The organism is Ligilactobacillus sp. JN-6 (Y).1, from assembly GCF_058111525.1.
In genome coordinates this window covers 1,583,300-1,606,314 of the sequence record NZ_CM176599.1, presented here as the reverse complement: position 1 = coordinate 1,606,314, position 23,015 = coordinate 1,583,300, and the positions used below count along the sequence as shown (strand labels likewise).

22 protein-coding genes are annotated in these 23,015 nt (G+C 40.6%); 5 read left to right on the top strand and 17 right to left on the bottom strand.

What is annotated here, in order from left to right:
• Positions 1 to 73: 73 nt before the first annotated feature.
• Entirely contained in the window at positions 74 to 817 is a 744-nt protein-coding gene (gene apf / locus AC3XNE_RS07380) for an aggregation-promoting factor (protein ID WP_489831456.1), read from the bottom strand.
• 419 nt (positions 818 to 1,236) lie between these two features.
• Here apf and AC3XNE_RS07375 point away from each other — a divergent pair, with 419 nt between their 5' ends.
• Both AC3XNE_RS07375 and AC3XNE_RS07370 read left to right on the top strand, forming a co-directional pair.
• Positions 1,237 to 1,410 (top strand): type II toxin-antitoxin system HicA family toxin, encoded by a 174-nt coding sequence (locus AC3XNE_RS07375; protein ID WP_489831455.1) that lies wholly within the window; start codon positions 1,237 to 1,239, stop codon positions 1,408 to 1,410.
• Between the two features lie 43 nt (positions 1,411 to 1,453).
• Positions 1,454 to 1,843: a type II toxin-antitoxin system HicB family antitoxin gene (locus AC3XNE_RS07370; protein ID WP_489831454.1), complete on the top strand. Its 390-nt coding sequence runs from the start codon at positions 1,454 to 1,456 to the stop codon at positions 1,841 to 1,843.
• A 183-nt stretch (positions 1,844 to 2,026) separates the two neighbouring features.
• On the opposite strand, the gene AC3XNE_RS07365 is transcribed toward AC3XNE_RS07370, so the two are convergent.
• The 4 genes from AC3XNE_RS07365 to AC3XNE_RS07350 all read right to left on the bottom strand — a co-directional run bounded on the left by AC3XNE_RS07365 (position 2,027) and on the right by AC3XNE_RS07350 (position 6,340).
• Positions 2,027 to 2,863, bottom strand: coding sequence for an energy-coupling factor transporter transmembrane component T family protein (locus AC3XNE_RS07365; RefSeq protein WP_489833390.1), 837 nt, complete (start codon positions 2,861 to 2,863; stop codon positions 2,027 to 2,029).
• Positions 2,847 to 4,571: an ABC transporter ATP-binding protein gene (locus AC3XNE_RS07360; protein ID WP_489831453.1), complete on the bottom strand. Its 1,725-nt coding sequence runs from the start codon at positions 4,569 to 4,571 to the stop codon at positions 2,847 to 2,849. Before AC3XNE_RS07360 ends, AC3XNE_RS07365 begins: the two co-directional genes overlap by 17 nt.
• A 3-nt stretch (positions 4,572 to 4,574) precedes the next feature.
• Complete coding sequence (locus AC3XNE_RS07355; RefSeq protein WP_489831452.1) at positions 4,575 to 5,138, bottom strand: ECF-type riboflavin transporter substrate-binding protein; 564 nt, start codon at positions 5,136 to 5,138, stop codon at positions 4,575 to 4,577.
• A gap of 557 nt (positions 5,139 to 5,695) precedes the next feature.
• The gene (locus tag AC3XNE_RS07350; RefSeq protein ID WP_489831451.1) at positions 5,696 to 6,340 is read right to left on the bottom strand and encodes an HAD family hydrolase; all 645 of its coding nucleotides are present in this window, start codon (positions 6,338 to 6,340) and stop codon (positions 5,696 to 5,698) included.
• Between the two features lie 191 nt (positions 6,341 to 6,531).
• On the opposite strand from AC3XNE_RS07350, the gene AC3XNE_RS07345 reads away from it, so the two are divergent.
• Positions 6,532 to 7,716 (top strand): iron-containing alcohol dehydrogenase, encoded by a 1,185-nt coding sequence (locus tag AC3XNE_RS07345; protein ID WP_489831450.1) that lies wholly within the window; start codon positions 6,532 to 6,534, stop codon positions 7,714 to 7,716.
• A gap of 76 nt (positions 7,717 to 7,792) precedes the next feature.
• Here AC3XNE_RS07345 and AC3XNE_RS07340 read toward each other — a convergent pair whose 3' ends face one another.
• The 7 genes from AC3XNE_RS07340 to AC3XNE_RS07310 all read right to left on the bottom strand — a co-directional run bounded on the left by AC3XNE_RS07340 (position 7,793) and on the right by AC3XNE_RS07310 (position 14,799).
• Positions 7,793 to 8,464: a hypothetical protein gene (locus AC3XNE_RS07340; protein ID WP_489831449.1), complete on the bottom strand. Its 672-nt coding sequence runs from the start codon at positions 8,462 to 8,464 to the stop codon at positions 7,793 to 7,795.
• Positions 8,465 to 8,606: 142 nt separating this feature from the next.
• A complete protein-coding gene (locus AC3XNE_RS07335) occupies positions 8,607 to 9,536 on the bottom strand; it encodes a DUF7916 family protein (protein ID WP_489833389.1) in 930 nt (309 codons plus the stop codon).
• Between the two features lie 21 nt (positions 9,537 to 9,557).
• Entirely contained in the window at positions 9,558 to 10,901 is a 1,344-nt protein-coding gene (locus AC3XNE_RS07330; RefSeq protein WP_489831448.1) for a PTS sugar transporter subunit IIC, read from the bottom strand.
• Between the two features lie 241 nt (positions 10,902 to 11,142).
• Positions 11,143 to 11,547, bottom strand: coding sequence for a hypothetical protein (locus AC3XNE_RS07325; protein ID WP_489831447.1), 405 nt, complete (start codon positions 11,545 to 11,547; stop codon positions 11,143 to 11,145).
• Positions 11,548 to 11,679: 132 nt separating this feature from the next.
• Positions 11,680 to 12,828, bottom strand: coding sequence for an aldose epimerase family protein (locus AC3XNE_RS07320; protein ID WP_489831446.1), 1,149 nt, complete (start codon positions 12,826 to 12,828; stop codon positions 11,680 to 11,682).
• A 168-nt stretch (positions 12,829 to 12,996) separates the two neighbouring features.
• Positions 12,997 to 13,800 (bottom strand): deoxyribose-phosphate aldolase, encoded by an 804-nt coding sequence (deoC, locus tag AC3XNE_RS07315; protein ID WP_489831445.1) that lies wholly within the window; start codon positions 13,798 to 13,800, stop codon positions 12,997 to 12,999.
• 135 nt (positions 13,801 to 13,935) lie between these two features.
• Positions 13,936 to 14,799: a glycosyltransferase family 8 protein gene (locus tag AC3XNE_RS07310; protein ID WP_489831444.1), complete on the bottom strand. Its 864-nt coding sequence runs from the start codon at positions 14,797 to 14,799 to the stop codon at positions 13,936 to 13,938.
• Positions 14,800 to 15,046: 247 nt separating this feature from the next.
• Between AC3XNE_RS07310 and AC3XNE_RS07305 the strand changes: the two genes are divergently transcribed.
• Positions 15,047 to 15,202, top strand: a complete 156-nt coding sequence (locus tag AC3XNE_RS07305; protein WP_489831443.1) for a hypothetical protein — start codon at positions 15,047 to 15,049, stop codon at positions 15,200 to 15,202.
• A gap of 876 nt (positions 15,203 to 16,078) precedes the next feature.
• Positions 16,079 to 17,188 carry an acyltransferase family protein gene (locus tag AC3XNE_RS07300; RefSeq protein ID WP_489831442.1) on the top strand — a complete coding sequence of 370 codons (1,110 nt, stop codon included), beginning with the start codon at positions 16,079 to 16,081 and terminating at the stop codon, positions 17,186 to 17,188.
• Positions 17,189 to 17,547: 359 nt separating this feature from the next.
• Here the strand turns inward: AC3XNE_RS07300 and AC3XNE_RS07295 are convergent, their stop codons facing one another.
• The 5 genes from AC3XNE_RS07295 to AC3XNE_RS07275 form a co-directional block, all read right to left on the bottom strand.
• Positions 17,548 to 18,198 carry a malonate decarboxylase holo-ACP synthase gene (locus AC3XNE_RS07295; RefSeq protein ID WP_489831441.1) on the bottom strand — a complete coding sequence of 217 codons (651 nt, stop codon included), beginning with the start codon at positions 18,196 to 18,198 and terminating at the stop codon, positions 17,548 to 17,550.
• Positions 18,186 to 19,859, bottom strand: a complete 1,674-nt coding sequence (mdcD, locus tag AC3XNE_RS07290; protein ID WP_489831440.1) for a biotin-independent malonate decarboxylase subunit beta — start codon at positions 19,857 to 19,859, stop codon at positions 18,186 to 18,188. The genes AC3XNE_RS07295 and mdcD overlap by 13 nt, the downstream gene beginning before the upstream one ends.
• Positions 19,852 to 20,148 carry a malonate decarboxylase subunit delta gene (locus AC3XNE_RS07285; protein WP_489831439.1) on the bottom strand — a complete coding sequence of 99 codons (297 nt, stop codon included), beginning with the start codon at positions 20,146 to 20,148 and terminating at the stop codon, positions 19,852 to 19,854. The genes mdcD and AC3XNE_RS07285 overlap by 8 nt, the downstream gene beginning before the upstream one ends.
• Before the next feature lie 171 nt (positions 20,149 to 20,319).
• The gene (mdcA, locus tag AC3XNE_RS07280) at positions 20,320 to 21,966 is read right to left on the bottom strand and encodes a malonate decarboxylase subunit alpha (protein WP_489831438.1); all 1,647 of its coding nucleotides are present in this window, start codon (positions 21,964 to 21,966) and stop codon (positions 20,320 to 20,322) included.
• A complete protein-coding gene (locus tag AC3XNE_RS07275) occupies positions 21,959 to 22,879 on the bottom strand; it encodes an ACP S-malonyltransferase (protein ID WP_489831437.1) in 921 nt (306 codons plus the stop codon). Before AC3XNE_RS07275 ends, mdcA begins: the two co-directional genes overlap by 8 nt.
• Positions 22,880 to 23,015 lie beyond the last annotated feature (136 nt).

Sequence of the window (23,015 nt, the reverse complement as noted above, 5' to 3'; positions counted from 1 at the left end):
AAGATGACTGAAAATTTTTGGTCAAAAAAACATGGCCCCCAAAAGGGAAGCCATGTGCCATTTAAATTTCTTTTTAATAGTAGTTATGTTCGTTCCAGAATGTTTTTGCGTTGGACCATGAGCCATAACGATCATGAACGTATTGGTTAGCTACGCGATCTTGGTTAGCTCTAGAATAGTCGCCGCCTAATTTATCATCAGAAAGCTGGTAAGCACCACGGAACAAGCCGTTTTTAGCGTTATAATTACCACCTGATTCTTTACCGACGATAAATTGACGTGCAGCTTCTTCAGAACTGGATAAAGATGAACCAGAATTATGATGAGTTTGAACTGGCGCTTTGTGTTGTTGTGGCTGTGCAGCTTGCTGAACAGGAGCTGATGTTTGAGCCTTTGGCTGTGCTTGAACTTGTTGCTTCTGAACAGGTGCCTGTGCCTTAGGTTGAGCCTGTGCTTGTTGTTTTTGAACAGGTGCCTGTGCTTTAGGCTGAGCCTGTACCTGTTGTTTTTGAGCAGGTGCTTGTGCTGGAGCAGCTTGCCGAACAGATGCTTGTGTCTGTTTTGGTTGTTCAACTACTTTAACATTACCATCACCATCGATGTCGAGTTTTTGGCCAGGAAGGATAAAGTCAACATCAGATAATTTGTTAGCTTTTTCGATAGCCGCGATCGTCGTATGATTTTTAGCAGCAATATCTGAAACTGTGTCACCTGGTTTTACGGTAACTGTATCGGCGTTAGCAACAGCTGAGCCTGCAGCGAATACACCTGCGGCAGCTGTGACTGAGAGTAAAGCATTTTTAACATTTTTATTCATGGTCTGTTGTACACTCCTATAATTACTTTTTATTTTGGCGACAAGCTCCTAAAAAGCTTATCAAGTCTATGTAACATTCAACGACACTTAGTATAGCCAACCAATGTAACAATAAAATACCAGATTATTTACTAAATTGTGTATTTTTGAAAAAATGCATTCTTTTTGTAACATTTAGTAATATTGGGACAAGATTTTTCTAACAGCATTAGATAAAATTCTTTTGATACCAATCATCTCGCCTTTATTTCTTTTATAACAAAATTTCGATACATGTTGAGCAATTATTACAAAAAAGAACAAAAATAATTTCTTTTCGACATATTTATCGAAAATAGCACTAAAACAAAACTAGCTTTTTGTTTAAATACGTGCAAATACGTGCTATATTGGAGTAGTAAAAAAGGAAGTTAGATTGTATGCAACGACGAAAATTAGAAAAACTCTTTCAGAAAAATGGGTGGTATTTATTAATGAACGGTGGTAACCACGATATTTGGACTAATGATAAAGAAAAGGAACAACTACCCCGACACCCCGAAATTAAAGAAACACTAGCAAAAGGTTTAAAAAAAAAGCATAATTTAAAATAACCGCTCTGTTCGTTGCAGACAGAATATATTAGGAGGAAAAAATATGATCGATCAAAAAGTAGTATATCCAGTAATTTTAACCAAAGACACAGATGACAATTACCCATATACGGTATATCTACCAGATTTTGACGGGTACACCGAAGGCAAAAATTTAAAAGATGCATTATCCATGGCCCAGGATTATATTGGAACATATAGTCTCGAAAATGAATTACCAAAAGCAACAGAGATATTACCTGCAACTAAAAAAAATGAAACACCTACATTTGTTACGCTGAATATATCTGAATATCAAAGAAAATATGATAAAAAAGTTGTTAAAAAGACTTTAACTATTCCAGGATATTTAAATGAAAAAGCCAAAGAAAACAATGTTAATTTTTCTGACATTTTGACGCAAGCTTTAAAAAAGAGGTTAGGAGTAAAATAATGTACATTAGAGGAACTGGAAGAAAACTAGTAACATGCATAAAATCTCCTTAGAGATCATAATAAAGCCGCAGTGTAATGGAAAATATCAAATTCCATTACACTGCGGCTTTATTGTGGGGATCAGTTTTTTGTCTGACCCTTACCTTGTAACTATTTTTCGTTTTGAGAGCTACTATTCAAATCACACAAATGGATTATAAAATCTACCGCCATTAACCTTAAACAGTAGAATGCCTATAATGATCAAAACGATCGTCCCTATGATCAAAACATGGTCAAGCTTCGTCAGCGAATGAGACATGTACCAAGAACGTTTCTTTTGCGTGCCAAAACGCCGCAGACGCATCGCACGAGTAGTCACTTCTATCCTATCGAGCGAAGAAAAAACTAGGGGGATCAAGATCTGTGTACTGCCTTTGATCCTTTGCCACAAATTAGCCTTTTTAGAGATCTCTAAGCCACGCGCTTGTTGTGCCAAACTGATCTGCTTAAAATCACGCGTAAAATCTGGAATATAACGCAATGACAACTCGACCGCATAACAGATCTTATATGGGATCTTTAGTCGGTTCATGCCGGCAGCTAGCTCCGAAGGGTCTGTAGTAAACAAAAAAGCCAAGATCAACGGTACGATGAATATATATTTCAAAGTCATATTAAATAAGTAAAACAGTTCCTCAGTTGTTAATGCAAAAAATCCATTTCCTAAAAGAACGTGGCTGGTCCCATAGATCTCTGCTCCATAAGCCGGATTAAAAACATAGACTAAGACCAGATTGAGTAAGGTGAATGCACTGATGGCATATACTAGACCTTTGATCTTACGCCATTTCAAATGCGCGGAATAGTAGAAAACAAAAGCAAAAACTGTCAAAAAAATTAAATAAGCTGTGTCATAGCTGACCATTCCAATAGCTGAAAGTCCTAACAAGATAACGATCTTGGTCGTTCCTGACAAACGACTGATCCAAGGCAGCTTAGTCTGTGAGCTTTCTTTGATATCAGATTCTGCTTGCATCATGTTTCCTCCTTTCATAAACACTAAATTTCTCAGCAAAATCAATTGCGTCAGTGATCTTTGCCTTCGCTGCCAATTCTTGCAAACTCAAACGTGACAAATGAGCCTTGGTGATCAAAGCTTGATCTGTCAACACTTCTGCGGGCGCTGCATTCGCTAATAACCGCCCTTCATCTAAGACTAACGTTCTGTCCGCATAACTTATCATAAGGTTCATGTCATGAGTCACCATCAAAACTGTGACCGCTAAAGTTTGATTCATTTCCCGCAAGAAATCCATCATTTTAGCGTAATGTGCCAAGTCCTGTCCTGCTGTTGGTTCGTCTAAAATCAAAACTTGCGGCTCAAGTACCAGCACAGAAGCGATCGTGACCCGCTTTTTCTGTCCAAAACTCAAGGCAGACAGCGGCCAATTACGGAATGGATACAATCCTGTAACATGTAAGATCCTTTCGACTCGTTTGTTCTGGTCATCTTCCGAGACCCCCCTTAACTGTAATCCTAAAGCTATCTCATCAAAAACCATTGTTTTGGAGATCATTTGGTTAGGATCTTGGAGCACATAACCGATCTTTTCAGCACGCTCTTTAACAGACAGTGGATCTAAGGACTCATTCCCTAGTATGAGTTTGCCAGACTGTGGTTTCAAAAAACCAGTGATCAAATTGATCAGGGTGGTTTTTCCAGTTCCATTTTGTCCTACTAAAGCGTCCATTTCTCCTTGATTGATTGAAAAATCAAAATTATCAAAAATCAACTTTTTATCCGGATAACCGAAAGTGATCCCTGTTCCAGACAAAAGCGGTTTTGGTTGTACCTGGTCACCGTTAGCCGGGAGTTGTTGTTGCCAAGAGACCAATTTCATCTGTTCCGCTGGGCTCAGCTGAACAGCAGATAGATCATCTAAACGTTCTATCTGGCTCACATCCACACCAGCATCCTTAAGTGCTGTCACATAAAGCGGTTCTCTTAACCCGTTTGAAAGTAAGGCGTCACTTTGCAACACAGCAGTTGGCCGATCATTGGCAACGATCTGCCCTTCTTTTAAAACTACGATTCGATCGAATGGGACTTGCAAAGCCTCTTCGATCCGGTGGTCGATCACGACCACTGTCAAGCCGCGTTCTTGTGCCAAACGATCCAATAATTCCATGGAAGTTTTACCTGCAGCGGGATCCAAGTTAGCCAACGGTTCATCTAAAAGCAAGATCGGCTCATCATCGATCAACACTCCGGCCAAAGCAACTCGCTGCTTTTGACCACCAGACAATTCTTGCGGTTTTTGTCTTAAAAGTTCGGGCATTTGTAAGATCTCAGCCCATTGTGAAACACGCTGGTGCAAATCTTCAACCGTGCGACCATCATTTTCTAAGGCAAAAGCAATATCTTCGGCGACAGTTAAGGCTACAAATTGTGAATCAGGATCTTGCAAAACAGTGCCAACTTCAAATGAAAGTGCCGTTAAGTCAAGGTCCGCCAGCTCTTTACCATCAATTTTGATCTGTCCAGACAGGTCACCCGTAAATTCTTCTGGGATCACACCGTTTAACAAGTTGCCCAAGGTGGATTTGCCAGAACCAGAAGGGCCAGTTATAAGGACCTTTTCTCCCGACCGAATTTCCAAGTCGATTCCCTTTAGAGTCGGTTCTGATTGATTTTGATACTGAAAAGTAACATTTTTTAATGAGATGATCGGTGTTGTCGCCATAAATTATTCCTTCGTTAATTTCTTATTTTGAGTCTGTGTTTTGCCATATGCGATCAACAATAAGGTCGCTACGACCCCAATTGCAATTGCATTTGTCAGGGTGGCTACAACCCCCTGTAAAAAGACCTTTCCTGCCGGCTGTGAATAAATCAAGATATCACCTAAGGGTGCGATCACACCCCAACATACGATATTAGCTACTATTTGCAAGACATTAAATTTAACCAGCTTACCTGTCGTCAGCGGTTCTTGCTTGATCTTGAGAAAATTTCGCGAATAACCGATCATGATCCCAAATAAAGCATCAGCAATGATCCATGACCACCAAGGATCTCCCCAAGTTAAGTCAGTAAAAAGATGGGCAAAAAATGCCGTCAAACCGCCAACCGCTGGGCCAAATAATGCGCCAAGAAAACTTAAAAAAGCTTCCCCCAGATCGATCGTAGTGTTAGGAACACCAGTTGGGATCGGCAAAAACCTCTTTAAAACAAAAACGATCGCGATCCCGATCCCGGTAGCAACAACCGCCTGTACTGAAAGTCCCTTAGAACCCTTTTTATCTGCCATACATAACTCCTTCTTTCCACGAATGATGAAAACAACAAGACTATCACGCTCTTATCGTACCAGTTATTGTTCGCCAGCAGGTAAGAAATAGCCTCTATTTTCAAACTATCTATACTAAATATAAATGCACGTATCTATAGAAAAAAACTTCGATGAATGCTAAGCCCTGTAAACTAAAAAATCCAATCTGCCCTTCGACAAATTGGATCCTTTGCTGCAGTGTTGCAGAGACGTATGACCGTGTTACCACTCTGCTTCAAAGCAGACTCGCGCCTACTTCCTCACTCAGTATAAACTGTTGGGATAATGGACCGACCATCTTAGTCTAACTTTTGCTTGACTAGTAAAACTCCCGAACCATATTCAGCAGCTAAAAGAACGGCTCACAGCAACCGCCGTCTTTCTGGACTCTCACACGACCTACTCATTCGTTCAACGTTTTTCTTCTAATAAAGATATATTTTAACTGAATCAACTAATAAGTCAAGTTCACTTCTGTGGTAAAACCGAACAAAAATCCGAAAAGCTGCACTCACAACAGTTAATTCTTATCATAATTACTTACCGGCATACTCTTGTTGGTAATATTTTCGCATTTGACCAAAACCGGCAAAAATGTGGTCCGCTTGATGCTGATCCAACTTATAGTATGGATACTTGACTGCCCATGTTTCCAACCCAGCGCTTTTGGCTGCTTGGATCCCCACTGCACTATCTTCAACTGCCACACATTCAGTAGGCTTTAACCCTAATTTTTGCACACTTTGCACATAAATATCAGGTGCTGGTTTATTATTGACCACATGCTCACCGCTGAGGACTGAGGTGAAATACTGTTCAAGATCGCATTCCTTGATCATATTTTCAATGCCAGAAATATAGCCGGCAGATGCCAAGGCGATCGTCTGCCCATCGTTTTTAATATCAGCCAAAAATTCTGGCACATCTGCGTTTAAATATTTAGCATAATCGATCAAATGATGGTTGCGATACTCTTCAAATAAAGCATGTAATCTTTCGCGCTTTTCATCAGCAGGCACCAGCTTTTTCCAGCTATTATCAGCAGAAAGCCCAACAATATCTGTCACGCTCGAGGTCCCAGGCTTTTCCCCCATTTTCTCTAAAAACTCAAGCTTTAAGCTATAATAATATCTTTCGCTGTCGACCAGCACTCCGTCCATATCAAAAATAAAAGCCTTCATTAAAAAATTCCCCTTAATTTCTTTAGTCACCTTGATGTTACAATAACTAACGTCACTTAACAACGACCAGCACATTAAATTGTCGACAATTTGGCAAATGTCTTGAAATATCAAGCAAAGATTGCCTATAATTGTTATGTATTTTAGCGAGCGTTAAATAGCACCTCATTTAATATAAGGAGGAGATTTACGTGTTAGATTTCACTTTTAAAAATACCACCGATATTCGTTTCGGCAATGACCATATCGATGCCGAACTTCATGATGTTCTCAGTCGCTATGGAAGAAATGTCCTATTAGTGTATGGAGGACATTCGATCAAGAATAGCGGTTTGTATGAACGTGTTTTAGGGCTGATCAAAGATCTTAATGTTACTGAACTTTCTGGGATCGCACCTAATCCCAAGATCGACTCGATCCGTCAAGGACAAAAGCTCGCCCAAGAAAACAAGATCGATGTGATCTTAGCAGTCGGCGGCGGTTCTGTGATCGACGCCGCTAAAGTTATTGGGTCCGCTGCCTACTACGATGGTGATCCTTGGGATCTGGTCACTGATCCAGCTAAGCGTTTTAAAATTGACCAACTTCCATTAGTTGATATTTTAACGTTGTCAGCAACTGGTTCAGAGATGAACTTTGGTTCTGTGATCTCAAACCCTGAGATACCACAGAAAAAGGGTACCGGCGGTCCTAATTCACCGGCTGTTTCCTTTTTAGACCCAACTTTAACTTACACTGTTCCCCCACGCCAAACTGCGGCTGGTGCCAGTGATATTTTCAGTCATCTATGTGAACAATATTTCGACAATAATACTAACAACGATGTTTCTAAAGGCTTGATCGAAGGCTTAATGCGCACGGTGATCCACTGGGCACCGATCGCAGTCAATGAACCGGAAAATTACGATGCACGGGCAAACTTAATGTGGGCCGCAACGATGGCTTTAAATGGGATCGTTGGCACTGGCACGATCAATAGCTGGACTGTTCACCCGCTTGAACATGAATTGTCTGCTCATTATGACATTACCCACGGAATTGGCTTAGCCATTTTAACACCGCGCTGGATGCAATTTGCCTTAAATTCCAATACCAAACCGTTATTTGCACGTTTTGCTAGAGCCGTTTGGGATCAATACGGCTATGACGATATGGAATTAGCGGAAAATTCAATTCGCCGGACACATGACTGGCTCAAGTCGCTTAATTCAGAAATGACTTTGCCAGATGTTGGTATTACTGACGATAGTAAATTTGACCAAATGGCCAAAGCAGCAGTCGCTAGTGGTAAGCTCGCAACCGATGCTTATGTTCCCGTGACTGAAAGGGATGCTATTCATATCTATGAAGACTCAATGGTAGAGTTCAATAAATAATTTCTTTTGCGCCAAAAATATGAAACAAGAATGGACTGCAGAGATCGTAAGGTGCTCTTGCAGCCCATTTTTATTGCTACTTCAACTCTAACGTCAGATCGTAATCCTGATAGGCCCCGTCATCATCGTAATCATCTGTGTCATAGTCCGCAGTGAACTTTAATCTGAGACTGGTCAGAGCTGTAGGATCATTCAGCTCTTTGATCGGAAAAGAGATCCAGCCATCCTTCGTGGCACCCTTGGCGATCTCCCCATCCCAACTTTCGTTACCTGTTGCTTCTTGTTGCTGACCGTCATTATAAATTGCCGTTCCTTGGGTCGGATAGAAGTTAATATCACGACTCGGAGTCACTTGCATGTGTAGACGTGCAAAACCGTTAACGTCAAATTTTCCGTCATTAGCCGAATCGTATTCTTGGCTCTCGACTTGAGCGATCTGCACCTTGTCGATCACAACTTTAGTACCGGCCCAACTTTTGTCTGTAAAGTCAGCTGCATAGTCTTTTTGTCCCTTTAGCTTGTAGTTCTCATAGTTGATTTCAAGTTGTTGTTTATTAGTTGTACTTTTTTTATGTACCTTTTTAGACTTCTGTTGCATTCCTTTCTCCTTATCAGTCGTCTTATGGCCCGACACTTTTTCGGTTTTCGAGCCGCTAGCGAATGAACTTTCTTCTTGCTTGGACCCACATGCTGTCAACAGACTGCAGCTGAGCAATATCGCTATTGTCAATGATACGAATTTCTGCATACTTTTTACCTCATTTGTCTTTATTTTCAGACTGTCCACAAGTCCTACATATATATACGCCAAAAAAGGCAAATTCTATTTTTTAATTTAAAAAACAGGCCAAATTTGACCTGTACATTTTTAGGCTATTCGTTTCGCGATCCTATCTATTGATCGAGCGTGCCATTCTTTGGATCGTGTGTCGTTCACCACGGAGTGCTTTACTCAAAGGATAAATATTTTCAAATGGAGATTGGATCCCCCAAGCAGCATCACCGATATGTTGCATATCAACGCCGCATATTTTATTTCTGATCGCAATGTTTTCAAGATAACTAGCTCCAGAACCTTCCTGACTAGTGCCGATCGTGCTCATTACCAGCGCTCCTGCTCCATGAGCAAGATGCACTATTTCTGTCAGCTGCTTTTCATCCAGACCGGGTACCGTCCCTACTGCAGGAACTAATATTACGTCAGCCCCCGCCTGTAAGAAATCTTGAACCGCATCAACACTAACAAAAGCTTCCTCAACACCAGCTCCATGCATCTTACCAGCGATCACTAATCCACTAAAGTTATTTTTAGCAACCTGAATATTAGTTGCAATTTGCTTGTTAGTCACGCCTGTGCCGGGATTTCCAGTTAATACAATGAAATTAAAACCTAATTTTTCAGCTTCTTGCAACGTCTTTTCACTGGCTTGGCGTCCTGCCGGAATTTCTAAGCGATCCTCAGCCATGGCTGCTTGGGGATCGACCGGCTCTAAATTTACCCCGACCGGGCGGCCGACGAGCTTTTGCAGGCGATGAATAATTCCACCATCATGGCGCGGCTTTGCTTGTCCTAAAGTATCTTCCCCAGGATACAGACCTAAAACAAGCGGCTCAAAAACGTCGAAGGCATTCAGTAAGATCAGGTCAGCTCCAAACGCTGCTGCCAATTCGGAGGTAGTCAAGCCATCAAAAGCTTCATGGACCACAACATTTTCACTAACTATCACGCGTCCCTCGCTTGCCTTAATGCTTTGCTTGAGCTGTGAACCATTCATTGCTAAAACTTCGCTAGTATCTGCACTAAGTAACCTTTTGACCATCATTTTCTCCCTTTCTTTTAACTATTCGGCTTCATCCAATTGACCTTTCTCTTCCAGTACATATTGCTTGTTCAACGACAAAAGAAACGGAAAGTATACTAAAATATCCAACACAATATTAACGATCTGTAAAATTGAGCCATTCAAACTGTTCGTGGCTAAGAAACCAGAAATAACCGGCGGCATCGTCCACGGGATAACCGCTCCTGTACATAGGGGGACCCATTCCAAACTCATGGCAACATAAGTTGTGATCACATTGAGGACAGGTGCAAGTACAAACGGGATCACAATATTCATATTTAAAACGATCGGCAACCCAAACATGGTCGGTTCATTAATATTAAATAGTCCAGGTGTCAACGTCAGCGGCGTCAACGTTTTAATTTGCTTGCTGGAACGCCGTAACACTACTAAGATCCCCATCGAAAGGACCAATCCTAAAGTGGCTCCCCCTCCACCCATGAAAACAAAATTATCCATGAATGGCTGAGTGATAATGTGCCCATGGTGAGCTAGATCAAGGTTACCAGCTGCTGCTAACTGCTTATTGGCACCTGTATTTATGAGCCAAATTGGCGAAATGATATTGTTGATAACATTCGCACCGTGGATCCCGACGAACCAAAAGAGACTATTCAAAGCGATCGCAATGATCGTTCCTATCAAAGTATCACCTAGTAACCCGAGCGGCTTAGATAGTAATTTCATCATGATATCGTGGACATTGCCCCAGCCGGTCCAAACAAATAATGCATAAATTATCCCAAATAACCCAATAATAACTGCGCCAGGGATCAACGCACTAAAACTATCCGAAACAGCAGGTGGAACAGTATCTGGCATTTTGATCCGAATGTCACGATTGATGAACCATTGGAAGACCCCACCAGTTATCAATCCGATAATGATCGCGATAAATAGTCCACTGCTTCCTAAATAACCATAGGGCATTCCTTCTAACGGGACCTTATCCCCTGTCATAATACTTGGGGTCACTACAAAATACGAGGCGATCGCGATCACTCCGGCAGACTTTCCGTCTGTTTTGAATTGCTCTGCGTAACTTGAAGCGATCCCGAAACAGCCTACTAGCTCCATGATCCCAAAAGAACCGTTAGTGATCTTAGCGAAAATGTCTGCTAAAGACACTCCTTTAAGCGATGTTGCCGCTAGCCAAGTGGTCCAGGCTTCGATCGGAAAACTGCCCAATATCATGAAAACAGAACCAATAATGATCAATGGCATAGCGATCGCGATCCCATCACGAATAGCGATCAATGGTCTAAAGCGACTTAACTTGACAGCCAGCGGCATCAGATGTTTCTCAACGAAATTGGGTCCAGAACCATTGTTTTCGGACATAGAAACTCCTCTTTTCTATAAAATGAAAGCTTACCCGACGATCTGCAAAGAAAAATAATAGGTCACTATCAAATTGGTATATTTTATATTCAATGATTCGAGCTAGCGGTATATTATTTGCTGAAAATCTTCTGCATTCCGTCAACAACATAATCAAACAATAATATTGTAGTATTAGTTTGCTTTTCGCGCAAACGATAACACGGAATTTGCGCTTTCTTTTTACAGAAATTGGTCTACCTTATTTCCCATCCCTTATATTACGCACTGAATCCAGTAATACCATGACATTTTTTTCTGAGTCTAACGACTGAACTACGATCTCATTTTCGTGATAGCCTGCAATTTTTCCACTCACTTCTTGAGGGACTTGATCATCATCTACTTCTTCCAACTGGATCGTTACTTGCCGTTTACTTTGCCAGGCTTGTATTAAGTGCTCGGAAATTTCGGTCTCGCTTTGTTTAGGACGCCCTAGCGGCTTTTTTTCTTCACTTTCCTTGTTCAAAGCACTAGTATGATCTGATAAAAAGAACCCCTGCCATTTCAACATTCCCCGATCCTGATATTCGTAATCAAAAAAATGCTGCAGTTCTGCTTCATTAAAATCGTCTGGGTTATATTTTAATTGCTTTTTATATGTCATGTTTATCACCTCATATTTATTATACGAACAAACGTTCCTATTGTAAAACAATATTTCATTTATCAAGATAACTGTTTTTCAAGACACAAAAAAGCCGCCTACAAAAGTAAGCAGCTTTTTAATGTTGGTCCCCTAGTAATCAATTTGATAGGTGATCGCCTTAGTTTTAGTTTGACCGGCTTTCAACGAAACATCGCCAAAGCTTGGATGGTTAGCCGTATCTGGCAGCATCTGCGGTTCAAGTGCGATCGCACCATATTTGTGACCTTTGCCTGATTCAAATGAGATCTTCTTATTAAATGACTGACCACTGAAGACAACCAAGCCATTACGTTCTGAGTGGAAAGTGACCGAACGATCCGTCTTGGGATCTGATAATTTGGCGATCTGCTGGTTCTTATCAGGTTCAACACTAAACATCGTATCAAAACCGCCCTCTTTAGTTTTCTTCATTTTATCTAAGTGGTCTTTTAATGGCTTCTCCTTGGTGAAATCATATTTACCAATGTTGTTGATGAATTTACCAGTTGGGATCTTTTCTTTATTTAGATCCAAACGTTGTGGAGCATTGATCGTTAAGACTTGATTATTAATAGTCTTTTCTTGGCCCAAGTTAAAGTAAGCATGGATCGTCGGGTCAAAGATAGTGTCCTTGTCGGTCTTAGCACTCATCAAAACTTGGACTTTGTTATCATCAGTGACCACATATCTGGTAGTCGCTTTTACATTACCTGGAAAACCTGTGTACTTAGACTTAAATGTATGACGTAAAGTAATTGCCGGGTTACCCTTATATGTTCCGGTCTCTCCCTTCCAACGGACCGAGTTATAACCATGAGGACCACCATGTAACGTGTTGCCTTTTTCATTAGTCGGGACCGAATATTTCTTACCATCGATCTTAAATTTACCATTACGGATCCGATTACCGACTGGGCCGACCTGTTGCCCAACATATAGTGATTTGCCGTTCTTATCATAATATTGCTTAGTATGCTTGAAAGACATAATAATATTGCGTTTGTCTTTAGGTCCCTTAGGCACATAGATCCCATGCAAAGTACCACCCTGACTTAAAACGGAAACTTTCAATCCGTTCTTGTTTTCGATCGTGTATTCATATATTTGATGACCCTTGTACTTATCAAACTTATTGACCTGACCATTCTCGACCTTATCTGCCGAAACTTTATCGGCACCAGACAACGATCCCATCCCAGCTACACCTAAACAAAGTGCCGCACCGGCAACAACTGCTTTGACCCAACTACCTTTTTGCATTACTAAACCTCTCCTTTCTTTGTGAACCTTATCACTTTTAGAATACCACCAAAAGCAAACGGTTTCAAACAAAAGTGACCAAGAAAATGATCGTCCAAAATGTATGTATGCTTAATGCAAAAAGCACTGTCAGCTATCGACCAACAGTGCTCTGAAAATCAATGATCCTTATTCGTAAAGGTCAGACCACAAGTCATATTCACCTTCTGTTTCATGACTATCAGGATGTCCAACATCGACTTTAGGTGCTTCTTTTTCACCAGCTCTCAATTCGATCGAATCGATGCGATCTTTAGAAAAACGTTCATTCAAAGTATCTATAATTTTGACACCAGAACTAGTTCCGATCCGGTCGGCGCCTGCTTCGATCATTGCCAAGAAATCATCCGTATTCCGGATCCCGCCGGCGGCTTTGACCATGACCTCGTCTCCGACCGTTTCTTTCATTAGTTTGACATCTTCGACTTTTGCCCCGCCTGCCCCAAAACCAGTAGACGTTTTGATAAAGTCAGGCTTAACGTCCTTAGCGGTCGTAGCCAGTTTTTTGATCTCATCTTTAGTTAGGTAACAATTTTCGAAAATGACCTTACACAAAACATTTTTATCATGACAAAGCTGGACAAGCGTCTGCATTTCATTTTTAACGTAATCAAAATCCCCGTTTTTAACTGCTGTTAAATTAACAACATAGTCGATCTCATCAGCACCTTTGTCGATAGCATCATGTACCTCAAACGATTTAGCTCGTAAGGTTGTCTGCCCTAATGGAAAACTGATCGCAGCTCCTGTATGAACATCGCTGTCCTTCAGTAATTTGGCGCAAGTTGCTGTTTGGGTCTGATTGATCGCTACCATCTTAAAATGATATTGCTGCGCTTCGTTACAAAGCTTGACCATATCACCAAAAGAAGCATCTGCATGTAAATTAGTGTGGTCGATCATTTGGCTAAAGTCCGCTAAAGTATATTTCATTAAAAATTACCTCCTCTTAGATAAAGCTTGTCTTTCATCCCAATGATACCGCATTTGTAATCAAATGACAGCCTTTTCACAATAAAAGATCCGCTACTTTAAAATTTATTCAAAGCAGCAGACCTTGATTTTTAATTATTTATTTTCGCTTTGTAAAGCTTCAGCATGTTCTCGTAACCGCTGTGTAGAAATAAATTTATAGCGGTAAAATTCATCTCTCCAAGGATGGACCCACTTACCAACGTGGACCCAGGGCTTACTCCAGCCAGAAAAATGGATCAATAAAGGATCGCGCCGTGCATCAAGTGCCAATTCTTCGGCCTTTGGATCTGGATTAGCTAAATCGTGGCGTGCCAGTTTAGACTGGACATTGTATCTCGGATGTAAGACTTTCCACTTGCCGACCAAAACCGCATTTAAAGCATCTTGGTCCTGATAGATCAGGTTATCTGGGTGGTCGACGATGTATTGCCGCACTTTTTCAGTAATATTTTCCTGACGCCACTTTTTAGTATCGAATAATAGTAAGCCGCCGTTAAAATAAATATTTTTGGTATGCGGAACGTTCATTTCTTCTAAACGGTCGACATAGCCCTGATCTTCCACAGCACCGATCACGTTTCCTTCCAGATCTTCATTCCACAGTTCTGAAATATTGCCGGTACAGATCATGTCACTATCCAGATATAAGATGCGATCACAATCGACTAATTCTGGAAGTTCCAAGCGGTAGTAAGTATTTTCCTTGATCGCCGAGTCTGGTGAATCAGTGTTGGCTTCCTTATAATAGTCAAAATTCCCTTCTAAAAATGTGATCTCTCTACAATTACCATAAATGTCCTTAAGTTGACTTAAATACTGACGGTCAGCCTTACTTAACTTATCATCGATAATATAGAAATGAAATGGTTCATCCAAATTATGCTCCAAAATAGAAACGTAAAATGTTAGTAAATTATCGGCAAACCCACTGTCAGTCGTTGACGCAATGTTGATCATGTCTTAATTCCTCCAATAAAGTGAAACTGCCAAATTATTACGATCTATTAACTATCATAATAGTCCTCAATTTGAATATAGCACAAAAATTGCTTTGAAAAAATAGATAACCCTTGAGTTAACTATCAAAATGGTGTAAAACACGAACTGAGAGATGATATTTAGTTTCAAATATTTTAGGTCATTTTGTAAAAACTTAAGTACACTTTAGTAATGCAACAAGAATATATCTTAGGAGGAATATTATATGGCAGACGAAAAAGAACGTGAGCAATCGATCCATGTCAACACGTCACAAGATACCCGTAAATTACTACTGAATCTTTCACGCCGTTTAAACCTTTCGCAGTCAGAAACTATCGAAAAAGCTCTAGAATTATTAGATAAAAACGAAACTAAATAAGTTAAAAGAGTAGTGTTGGAAGTATAAAATGTCCAGCACTACTCTTTTCTATATAAAATTAATATCTGTTTAACGGGACTGACCACTTAAGCAAAGGAATTATAGTGGCAGACTCTTCTTGCAAAAGATCACAGTGGAACTTGCATATAAGACAACCGACTTTTTATAAACACTTTAATGATAAATACGACTTCGTTAAATTTGTGATCCACACGATCCAAAAAGACACTTTTCAAGCGATCGAGACTGATACTGATACTGAAACACTACTGGACTACTTTTTGACTTGTTTCGAAAAAGTACTTCAACTTATTGAGAGTTATCAAAAAATCTTACTCCATTTTAAAATACGATCTATTGACGAATTCCGCTTTGAGATTGCCAACAACTATCTTGAAATGTAAATCAAAAGACGGCTAAATCACTTTTCAAAGCAAAATTCTACTCTGCTTCAAGACCCGTCTTTACCTATCAAGTTTTACTTGGAACGTTCAGACAAACCGCACTGTGGTGGCTTAAAAATAAAGAAACGACTGCTAAAGAAGAAGTAATTGTTAAAATGAAGCAATTTTTGCTTTTACTTTTTCCCACTAAAAATAACGTTGGTCCTTTCTAGCGAGAAAACGCAAACATAGACGTGAGCCCTCTCTACACATAAATTTGAAGTCTCATCCTTTACTCCTTTAATCTACTGTCTGCCCTGTATTATATGTATATCTAATTGCAATTTAAACAAGTATGATAAATAACCAATACGTTATATGTAATTCTATTTTGATAATTTTTAGTTGGTTCGAACTCCCTTATACTGATTATAGGTGTAGGGTCATATTTATTTCCTACTGATCAAAATAATAAAGGGAGGGGATATAACTCATGAACGAACGCACCAATGCTGATGTGGGCGATTACATGAAAACTTTTGCCTGTACAGCTGTCATACTACAATCTGTTTTATCTTTAGTACTTTCTACCGGTTTGACACACTTCCAACAAATGGGTGTTGGCATTGCTTATAATCTTGTCAAATTCACGGCACCAGCGTTTATTTTTGGGATCCTGTTTTCTACAATTCGAAGTAACCCAGATAGTACTTTGAAAGATTATCCCAACTATATGCGCAACCAATGGGCAGCGTTGTTTGTGCCGACTATTTGGTGGACATTAGCTTACTTGCTGATTTTTCCAAACGTCCAACAAGTTACGAAATTTCACGATGTTGGTACATTTTTGTGGCAATTTATCAACGGCAATGCCGCGCCGCATTTGTGGTACAACACAATGATGCTGCAGTTCATTATATTAATGCCTATTTTTTGGATCTTAGCTAATTACGTCAATAACAGCAGAAATCATGCATGGGGCGCATTGATCATAAGCTTAGCACTTTTCTTTGCTTGGATTGCATTCTATGAGAAACAAATCTTTCACGGTCCACATATGACCACTTGGTACTTACTTGACCGGATCTTTGTAAGTTTTTTCATTTATGGGGTTTTAGGTGTTTTAACTTGGAAATTTCATAAAACTGCCGAAGATTTTCTTAAAAAGACATGGTTTTTATTTGTAATGGCCTATATCGTCATAGTTATTTGGACGAACAAAGAGTTATTTAGCTTTGGTTTTCCTGTATTATTAACGAACGCACCTTATTATAAGATTTCTATGACACTTTATTGTTTAGTGGTGATTGCGCTGATTGCCTCGCTAGCCTTCAAAAACATTCGAGATAATTCGCCAGTGTTGACTACTTTTCACTTTTTAGCAACTTATGCATATCGGGCATATCTCTCAAATGTTTTTTGGTTGCAAGTAATTTGGCGCTTATTTGGTGGATCAATGGCTAAAACAGCCCATCCAGCACTTTCGATCTTAGTGATCTATTTACTGACCTGGTGCCTATCATTTCTATCCGCCGTATTGTTCCATATAATTTGGATCAAGATCAAGAACTTTATCATCAGATCTAAGATTGCTGCAAACTGAATATTCCTCCGAAAAAAATTCTCCTGATTTTTTCGGAGGAGTTTTTTGTATATTTAATTCTTAAAAAAATTCAATAGTTCTTAGTGGAGATTTTTACTGATTTGCTTGGGATCAGCTATAAAAACACTGCAGGCAGTGGCTGACTCAATAAAAATAATCTTACATACATAAATTTAATCTGCTTCTAGTCGAAACGATCTTCGATTGAGTTGAATATAACTCAAACCTTTGTCTAGTTTGCATCACAAATAAAAATACGTGGGGGTACGGTACCTTGGGCCTACTTTGCAACAAAAACGCCCTGCTGAGAATCTATTGTTTCAATTCTCAGTAGGGCTTATTTTAGTTATTGCCTCAAATCAACTCCGACCTAGCTGGTCAAATGGAGTCTGACTTAAAATCGGTCCTCCAGCAGTTTTGATCAAAATGGATCGCGCACGTGCATTAGCATATTCTTCCAGCGAAAATCCATCTTGTCCTTGAACGATTTGAATGTCAGCATGTACTCCATGAGAATTGATTTTTCGTAGCAAACTTTGCGCTTCTCTGCTCGTCATCTTAGAACAATTTTTTAATATCAAGTCCAAATCACTGCTGGATTTTACAGTTGGAAAACCAGTTGTCAGCTCATAGCCACTGCTACCACCGACTCCCCACTGATAACCATGTAATTCTTGACTAATTTGATCAAGCGCATGAAGTGCAGGTAACTGCAGTCGCTGTTTCTCCAACTGTTGCCAAATCCGTTCTTCCACTAATTTATAAGGTGTGGTAACTTCAAAAGTAGCAGCGTCTTGCACTTTCAAAAAGCCTCCCAACCGGTGAGCTCGTTCATATCCCCGTATTCCAGCCGGAATCATTCCCTGAACTTGCAGTCCTCGCCGAACGACGACTGTGTGCGTTTTAGCCAATGCTTCAATCGCCCACGAAGGAAAATTTCCTTGACATTGAAACATATTCAAGTCTGGAAATGTGATCAAATCATGTGGCCACAAGTTTATTTGTCCCATTGCTGTGCTATTGCTTGACGCATCGTAATCGTGGCTTTCCGTCCACTTTCCTTGGCGATCGGTGTTTCATAACGAAAATGCATATTATTTTCGCCCTCTCGCGCACTATTGATTGCAGCTTCGATCGTGTCAATGACCGTTTTGACTCCAGTAGCTGTTGGCTTCCAAGACTCAATTCCAGGAAGTAATTTGTATAAAGCACCTAACTTATTGTAATTATCCACATCATAAGCCATTGCCGGCACATTCTTCGTGGCTTCTTCAAGTTCATCGACCGTTCTCAATGTGATCCGAGCGGCACTTTCCTTAGACATAGCCTGGATCGTGATCGAACCATCGTCTAAAGCGATCAAACGATTGGATTGCAAGCCGTGAGCCAAGAAACCGCCTGAAAGAGCATCTCCAGGAATAAAGCCAATGACAGGATGTCCTGCTTGCCGTGCTTTGGCGTAGGCAGCTGCGCTGGAAGCCAGAGCAACGTGAATGCCGACCAGCTCTTCCTTATATCCATAAGCTTGACTTGGAACATCGACCACAGCGACGATTGGACGCTTGACATTTTTGTCTTTGTCTTCTTTCACTACCTGATTGATAACGTTAGCCATGGAAAATCCCTCTTCTAATCCAACCTCTCCGTGGCGGACGCGGGGGAAGCTGTTGTTTTCATCAGGGACAATTGCAGTATATTCAATACCATTAACCGTGGCATGCAACACTGTCGGCACATCACTTGTCGCGTTCTTGATCCCTGTCAAGCTTTCAAACCACAAACGACCTCGGCTTTGATCATTTTCGCTGGTCCTCTTGCCTTCTGTTGCCTCAGACAGAGAATGTTTCTTGGCAATTACACACTCATACAGTTTACGATAACTATCAGGAGTTGCCTCAGCTGAAAGATCTAACTGATCAAGCACCGACAGGTAAAAGTCAACATGTTCAGTTCGATGTGCATCCTTTTCTCCAATTATCGCATTGAAAACGGCATTACGAATTGCATCGACTGAATCTCCACTAACCTCATCCGCTAAACCGGTAGCTACACGTTGTTTGGTCCCCAATGTATTCCATATCAGATTTTTGTCGCTGGAATCAAATTCGCGAACACCAGCTTCTTGTTCGATAACTTCCGGTCCGTTCAGAGCAATCCTGGCTTTTTGCGTTGTGATCAAGTATGACAAAATAGCTCCTGTAATGGACATCCCCCCAAAAGAACCAACCCGGCCTGGTACTAATCCGATCACTGGAACATACTTCTTTAAGGCAATTATCACATTTTGCATTTCAGAGATAGATAGCAACCCGTAATTAGCCTCTTGCAAACGAACTCCGCCGGTATCAAGGATAAAGACCGGATAAATCTTTTTGCCTTGTTTATTATCTTCCAACGCTTTTTCTAAAGCAGCTACGATCTTAGCACCACTGACTTCGCCGATCCCGCCGCCTTGAAAAGCTCCTTCAATTGAGATCACAACAGCATCCTTGCCATTTATCTGACCCTTCATCACGATCACACCATCGTCACTTTCAGGCACGATCCCTTGAGGCTCCAAATGTGGTGAGATCATATCATCAAATGGTCCAACTAATTCACGACCGGTATGTGGGTCTAATAAAGCTTCAGCACGCTCACGACCATTAAGCTCAACAAAACTATTATTCATGATTTAGCACCTCCATTGCTTGAGTCAAACGTAGATTAACTACTCCAGGTGTGGCACCAAAATCATTGATCTCAAAATCTGCCAACAAAGAATAACGATCAAAGAAACGTGTTAATACATTTTTCCAAATTTCTTTAAATCCATCACTACCTGTAACAATTTTTAAAGTTGCTTTTGTGCCTTGAGTCGGTTTCAAAATAACTTCAAGGTCACCTGAAGCAACAACACCAACATGCACCGGCTTTTTAATTGGATTCGATGCTTCAAATTCAAAAGACAATTTTTCCATTTATTTTTCACTCCCTATATTTTTGCCAGAATAAACTTCTCACAAACAGATACTTAAACAGTTTTTTAGACGTGAGTAATTATTATACTAGGCCATCCCACAATAATATTAAGCTCAAAAAGCGTTCTTTTTGATTTCTGTTTTAGGATAGTTTTAGTCTTAAATTACTTTTTATGACCAACTTCTAAATTTTGCCGGCGGGTTATATAAACCGCCTGACCACTCAACTATGTCATCCATCGTTTGGGCAGCCAACAATGATCTCTTAGCTTGACCTCTCTTTACACCCAGATCCTCAGGCAAAGCAACAATACCACGGTTCCTCAAATCGCTTAAAGAATCACCGTCGCTCCTCAATCCAAGTGGCGTCACACCAGCAATAGCTTCGATAGCTTTTTTGCGTTCATCCATGCTGTCAGTCTTGTACAAATAAGCAATCCCTTCTTCGGTGACAATATGTGTCGTATCTTCCGAATAAATCATGACAGGAACGTTCTTTAACTTAGCCTGTTTTTGTACTTGTTCAGCATCTAAATGATCGACAAATGTCGGCTTTTTATTTGCCCCAAATGTTTCAACCATTTGAACAACCAACTTCTGGCCCTTGCCCAGCGGATCATTCTTTGGTCTGAGACTTTGCCATGCAGGAGTTGAATGACGACGGCCAGTCGGGTTGCTGCCCATATTAGGCGCACCGCCGAAACCTGATAATCGTCCATTAGTAACGGTCGAAGAATGACCGAATTGATCGATCTGCAAGGTCGAGCCGACAAACATATCCAAAGCGTACTGTCCAGCTACTTGACCCATGGCGCGGTTGGAACGCATTGTGCCGTCTTTACCGACAAAGAAAACATCTGGCCGAGCTGCAATATACTTTTCCATTCCAACTTCGCCGCCAAAACTGTGAATTGATTTGATCCAACCACTTTCGATCGCAGGGATCAAGGTTGGTGTCGGATTCAATTCCCAATTTGGTACGATCTTACCTTTTAAACCTAACTGTTCACCATAAGTCGGCAGCAATAACTCTACAGCTGCAGTGTTAAAGCCGACACCATGATTAGCTGATTGAACATTATGCTTTTCGTAAATACCGCGGAGTGCCATCATGGCCATCAAAATTTGAATCTCCGTAATATTCTGCGGATCCCGAGTAAATAACGGTTCCAAGTGGTATGAATATGGAGCTGGAACAACAACATCGACCCAGTCGCCCGGAACATCAACCCGTGGTACCTTATCAACTATCTCATTAGCTTGGACCACAACAATCCCATCTTTAAAGGCTGCTGCTTCGGCAATTGCTGGTGTATCTTCAGTGTTATAGCCAGTATACAGGTTACCGTCTTTGTCCGCCTTATCAGCTGCCAGTAAGACAACGTTCGGGATCAAGTCAATATACATCCGAGCATATAATTCCAAATAAGTGTGAATGTCTCCAACCTGCATTGTGCCATCCGCGATCATCTGAGCCACTCGCGTGCTTTGTGGTCCCGCAAATGAGAAGTCCATCTTACTGGCAATTCCTTTTTCAAAAATGTCTAAATGCTCTGGCAGCGAAATTGATGACATAATCATATGCAAATCATGTATCTTCTCAGGGTCAACTTTTGTTAAAGACTTTGCTAAAAAGTCAGCTTGTTTCTGGTTGTCACCCTCTAAAACGACTTTGTCATTTGGGGAAATAACCGCTTCTAAAAGTTGTTCGATCTTTTCAGGATCGGAAATTTTTCCTTTAACCGTATCACCTAATCTATTTAATTTAGCTTGTTTGGCCTCACGATGTGTACTCCAGTTTTTTGTACTATTAGCCATTACTAAAACCTCTCTTCCATTTATTTAGTAGAAATGAAACATCATCAATTGACATCGTTGCTAATGAAATATTTTGAATATCTGATGTCTTTTGTTTCATTAATTTAGTAAACGTCTGCCCTGGTTCAAGTTCGATACTCACCTCGGCCCCCAACTCCAATGCTACTTCTGCCATCGTATCCCAATAAACGGGGTACATCAGATTGTGAGATAAATCATATGCGATATCCTCAGCTTTCGTGACTGCATGTCCGTTATAATTAGTCAGATATACACAGTTAGCGTCCTGTAGATTTAGTCTGCCCACATACTGTTCAAGTTCTTGTGCTGCGGCTTTCATCAATGGGGAATGCGAAGGAGAAGGGACCGACAGACGTTTAGCAGTACGGGCGCTCTGCTTTTTTGCCAGCTCCAAAACCTGGTCGATCCCTTCATAAGAACCTGATAGCGAAATCTGTAATTCAGCATTCTGGTTTGACGTGAAGACTGGGTTCTGCTTCGAGTTAACTTTTTCAGTCAAGTTTTCAACTTCAGTACGAGTTAAGCCAATGATCACTCCCATTCCAAAGCCATTGGGATATGCATTTTTCATCAATGTTGCGCGCTTCAAAACCAGCTTAAGCGCATCATCTTCACTCAAAACACCGGAACAGACAGCTGCAGCAAAGATCCCTAAAGAATGACCGCCGACAATGTCTGGTGTTTCTCCCGCTTCTTTAAGTAAGGAAACGTCGTTAAGTTGTAAAACAAGCAACGCTAACTGGATCTGGACGGGATCTTGATAGGCTTCCTCATCATCAGGCAAATCAAAACCAGTCAAGTCTTTTACTTTAGCAATCAGCTTCGGGGGAACATCACGCAACATGCCAGGAAATTGATTACCTTGACCAGGAAACATCCAAAATGTTTTCAAACAAATCCACCTTCTTTACAAATATCTGTGAAAATAAACTTAATAGCTATAAGCTTCAATTACTTAAAAACGAACATTCCCTTACCAACACAAAAATATGCCATTTAGTTAAACTAACTTGCATGAATTTTGCAAA